Origin of the sequence: Mesorhizobium sp. M1A.F.Ca.IN.020.06.1.1, assembly GCF_004023265.1 — a bacterium.
Lineage (GTDB): Bacteria > Pseudomonadota > Alphaproteobacteria > Rhizobiales > Rhizobiaceae > Mesorhizobium.
Genome location: NZ_RZSR01000510.1, coordinates 1 through 4,277, shown reverse-complemented (window position 1 = coordinate 4,277; position 4,277 = coordinate 1). Strand labels below are relative to the sequence as shown.

The 4,277-nt window shown below is 63.6% G+C and carries 3 protein-coding genes and 1 pseudogene; 3 read left to right on the top strand and 1 reads right to left on the bottom strand.

Annotated elements, in window-relative coordinates:
• Positions 1–535 (bottom strand): annotated as a pseudogene (locus EOA60_RS21005) (3-methyl-2-oxobutanoate hydroxymethyltransferase); the annotation flags it as partial.
• Between the two features lie 172 nt (positions 536–707).
• On the opposite strand from EOA60_RS21005, the gene EOA60_RS21000 reads away from it, so the two are divergent.
• The 3 genes from EOA60_RS21000 to EOA60_RS20990 all read left to right on the top strand — a co-directional run bounded on the left by EOA60_RS21000 (position 708) and on the right by EOA60_RS20990 (position 4,245).
• On the top strand, positions 708–1,670 hold the full coding sequence (locus EOA60_RS21000; RefSeq protein ID WP_091595813.1) for a hypothetical protein: 963 nt from the start codon (positions 708–710) through the stop codon (positions 1,668–1,670).
• 62 nt (positions 1,671–1,732) lie between these two features.
• A complete protein-coding gene (gene nadA / locus EOA60_RS20995) occupies positions 1,733–2,707 on the top strand; it encodes a quinolinate synthase NadA (RefSeq protein WP_029354894.1) in 975 nt (324 codons plus the stop codon).
• Positions 2,704–4,245, top strand: a complete 1,542-nt coding sequence (locus EOA60_RS20990; protein ID WP_029354892.1) for an L-aspartate oxidase — start codon at positions 2,704–2,706, stop codon at positions 4,243–4,245. Before nadA ends, EOA60_RS20990 begins: the two co-directional genes overlap by 4 nt.
• Positions 4,246–4,277: the final 32 nt, after the last annotated feature.

Sequence of the window (4,277 nt, the reverse complement as noted above, 5' to 3'; positions counted from 1 at the left end):
CCCGCCTCGGTTACCGCCCTGGCGTCGCGCCTGATCCGCTCTGCATCGGCTCCCCGGCCCTGCACACGATAGCCTCCGAACGTGTTTACCGCCTGCGGCGTCAGCCCCACATGGGCCATGACAGGTACGCCGCGCGCGGTAAGGAAGCGGATGGTTTCCGCGATGGTCTCGCCGCCCTCGAGCTTCACCGCTGAACAACCGGTCTCACCCATCACGCGCGCAGCGTTGCCGAAAGCGTGCTCTGGGCTTTCCTCGTAGGAACCGAAGGGCAGGTCGACGACCATCAGCGCGTGTTCAAGGCCGCGGCGAACGGCCTGTCCGTGCATGATCATCATGTCGAGCGTGACGCCCAGCGTCGACGACAGGCCGTGCCCACCATGCCGACGCTGTCGCCGACAAGAACGATGTCGCAGTGGCGATCGAGTAGCCTCGCGACCGGCGTGGTGTAGGCCGTCAAGCATACAAGTGGCGTTTGGCCTTTTCGCAATCGAATATCTGGAGGGTTAATCCCTTTTATCTCACCAGCCGCGCTCAACCGACGCCCCCTTCCCTTACGTTACCAACAGCGGGTGTCGCGTTTGGCATATTTTTGTGCGACTGCGAAGAGCTAAAAACAGTGCTTGAGTAGTACGGTGTTGACGTGCTGGCTGCCAAGGTTACATTCAATCGATTAAGGCGCTCCGTTGGGCCAACCCACTTTCGCAAACATGGATCCTCAGACAAGAAGAACCAAGAAAGGCAAAGCCGCCGTCAAAGCTGACGAAGCCAAAGTGGACCTGACTGCCGTCGTGGTCGCCGTAAACGACAGTGAGCCCTGTGTCCTCACCGTCGGTCATGCGGACACCCTCCCTTCTGGACCTTTTGCGCTTGAGCATCGATCGCTGCAGTCGGGTTTGAGGGGGTGGGTGGAGCAGCAGACCGGCCATGCACTGGGATACATCGAGCAACTCTACACCTTCGCCGATCGCGATCGCATCGGCACTGAGCGCCACCAGCGCGTCATCTCAATCAGCTATCTCGCATTGACCAGGAAGGAACAGGCAACGAACTCGGCCGCGTGCGGCTGGCAAAGTTGGTACGAATATTTTCCCTGGGAGGACCACCGCTTCGGCACGCCGCCTGTGCTGCTCGATAGATTGCGGCCCCGCCTGATTGAGTGGGCCGGCGGCGCCAGCGAGCCGACCACTCAACGCGAGCGCCGGCAGCGCGCTGCGATAGCCTTCGGCTTCGACGACCGCCATTGGAACGAGGAACTCACGCTCCAACGCTACGAGTTGCTCTATGAAGCTGCTCTGATTGAAGAGGCCGGTGGCGGCAGGGACGCGATTGCGGCCGCGGCTGGCAAACCAATGGTCGCTGACCACCGTCGTATTCTGGCAACCGGGATTGCGCGGCTGCGTTCGAAGATCAAATACCGGCCGGTCGTGTTCGAGCTTATGCGGCCTTCCTTCACGCTGCTGCAACTGCAGCGAACCGTGGAAGCTCTGGCTGGCAGGCTCATCAACAAGCCCAACTTCCGGAGACTGGTCGAGCAGCAGGATCTTGTTGAGGAGACTGGGGAGACCTCCCTCGACACGGGCGGCCGACCGGCGAAGCTTTATCGCTTCCGCCATGCCGTTCTCGACGACAGGGCTATCGCCGGGACAAAATTACCGCTGGCGCGGGCTTGACATACTTATAGTCAAGGTAGACATATTCCCTTATTGTCAAACCGAATATAATCGAGGCGCCAATGGCTGGGGCGTTACCTATGGCTGCGTCCCTGTATGAGCGTGTCCGGCGGGTGATCCCTCCCGTTGAATGGCTCGCGTTCGCCGGCGATATTGAAGCCATCTTAGCGCTGAAGCGTGAGCGCAATGCGGTGGTGCTGGCGCACAATTACCAGACGCCCGAAATTTTTCATTGCGTGGCAGACATCGTCGGCGACAGCCTGGCGTTGGCCCACAAGGCGGTGACGGTCGACGCCGACATCATCGTGGTTGCCGGCGTTCATTTCATGGCCGAGACGGCAAAACTGCTCAATCCGAACAAGACCGTGCTCATCCCGGATCTCAGCGCCGGCTGCTCGCTGGCCGAATCGATCACGGCAGACGACGTGCGGCTAATGCGGCTGCGGTATCCGGGGGTCCCCGTTGTTACTTACGTCAACACTTCGGCCGCCGTAAAAGCGGAGTCCGACATCTGCTGCACGTCCGGCAACGCGAAGGCGGTGGTGGAATCGCTTGGCGTGGCGCGTGTGCTGATGCTGCCGGACGAATATCTGGCGAGGAACGTGGCAGCCGATACAGACGTCGAGATCATCGCCTGGAAAGGCCATTGCGAGGTGCATGAGCGCTTCACCGCAGCAGACATTCGGGAACTGCGCGATGCCCATCCAGGCGTCATCGTGCTGGCCCATCCAGAATGCCCACCAGACGTTGTCGCGGAGGCGGAGTTCTCCGGCTCGACCGCAGCGATGTCGGATTATGTCGAGCGGGAGAAACCGACGCGTGTCGTCCTTCTGACCGAATGTTCGATGAGCGACAACGTCGCGGTCGCGCATCCCGACGTCGAGTTCGTTCGCCCATGCAACCTGTGCCCGCACATGAAGCGCATCAACCTGGCCAACATTCGCGCCGCGCTCGAGCAGAACCGGCATGAGGTCCGGATTGATCCCGAAATTGCCGGCCCCGCCCGCCGCGCGGTCGAGCGCATGCTTTCCCTATGAGCCTGGAGGTTCGCGACATCGCCGGGGCGCCGGTCGTCATCGGTGGCGGCATTGCCGGCCTGATGACGGCGCTTCATCTGGCGCCGGAACCGGTCGTGCTTTTGACCAACGCGCCGCTTGGAACCGGAGCCTGCAGTGAGCTTGCCCAGGGCGGTCTTGCGGCAAGTCTCGGCGGCGACGACGGCCCGGATTTTCACCTTTGCGACACGATAGCTGCCGGCGACGGACTCTGCGACGAGGCCACGGTGCGGCGAGTGGTCCGAGCTGCACCCGAAGCGATTAGGACGATCCAAAGGTTCGGCGTCGCCTTCGACCAGCACCCTGACCGCGCGTTGCGACTTGGGCTCGAGGCGGCACACTCGCGACGGCGGATTGTGCATGCAGCCGGCGACGCCACCGGTCGCGAGTTGGTGCGCGTGCTCATCGCCGCGGTTCGGCGTACAGCCTCGATCACCACTATCGAAAATGTGGAGGTCCGCCGGCTGGTCGTGCAGGACGGGTCGGTCATCGCCGTGGTCGCCGCAGGACGAGCCGGCGCGCTCGCTCTGCCCACGCGTCGCGCGGTGCTGGCGACCGGCGGCGTCGGCGGGCTGTTTTGCGACACGACAAACCCCGCTGGCTCATGGGGTCACGGGCTGGCGCTCGCCGCATGGGCGGGGGCGGAACTCGCCGACTTGGAATTCATACAGTTCCATCCAACTGCGCTCGACGGTCCGCGCCGGCCGATGCCGCTGGTGAGCGAAGCCGTGCGTGGCGAAGGCGCGGTGCTCATCGATGAGCGAGGAGAGCGCTTCCTCGCTGACACACCTGGCGGTGAACTTGCGCCTCGCGACGTCGTAGCGCGCGCCATTTGGCACCAGCTTGCCGTTGGACGCCGCGTATTCCTGGATGCACGGCAAAGTCTCGGCCCGAGATTTGGCAAGCGTTTTCCAGGCATCGCCGAATTGTGCCGGAGCGCAGGGGTCGACCCCGCGACCGACCCGATCCCGGTGCGCCCGGCGGCACATTATCACATGGGCGGCGTCGCCGTAGACAGCGCCGGCCGCAGCTCCATCGAGGGATTGTGGGCCTGCGGTGAGGTCGCCTGTACCGGCCTGCACGGCGCCAACCGCCTGGCCAGCAACTCGCTCACCGAAGCGGCGGTCACCGCGAGCTGGGTTGCCGAAAGCGTTGCCGGCACGTCGTATACCCGGCGACCGCGCAGATGCTCCACATTCGTCCCTCCACGACCAGACGCTTCCGCGGTCCGCCCAATTGTCTCCGCCGCCCTGGGTATCATCCGCGACGGCGAGGCAATGCGCGAAGCGGTGGCGACCCTGCTGCCGATCGCAGCTGACAATGTCGCTGCCTCTGGTCCGGCTTTGGTCTCACTGATGATCGCCGTGGCGGCCCTGGGGCGGGAAGAGAGTCGAGGCGCGCACTGTCGGTCCGATTTCCCGCTCCACGATGCCGACGCGCGCCCATCACGGCTGACACTGCACAGCGCAATGCGGGCCGCGGCCGCACTCGATTGCCGGGCTACCATACGGAGCACCTGATGTGATTTCATTCTCCCCCCTCCCCGCGACCC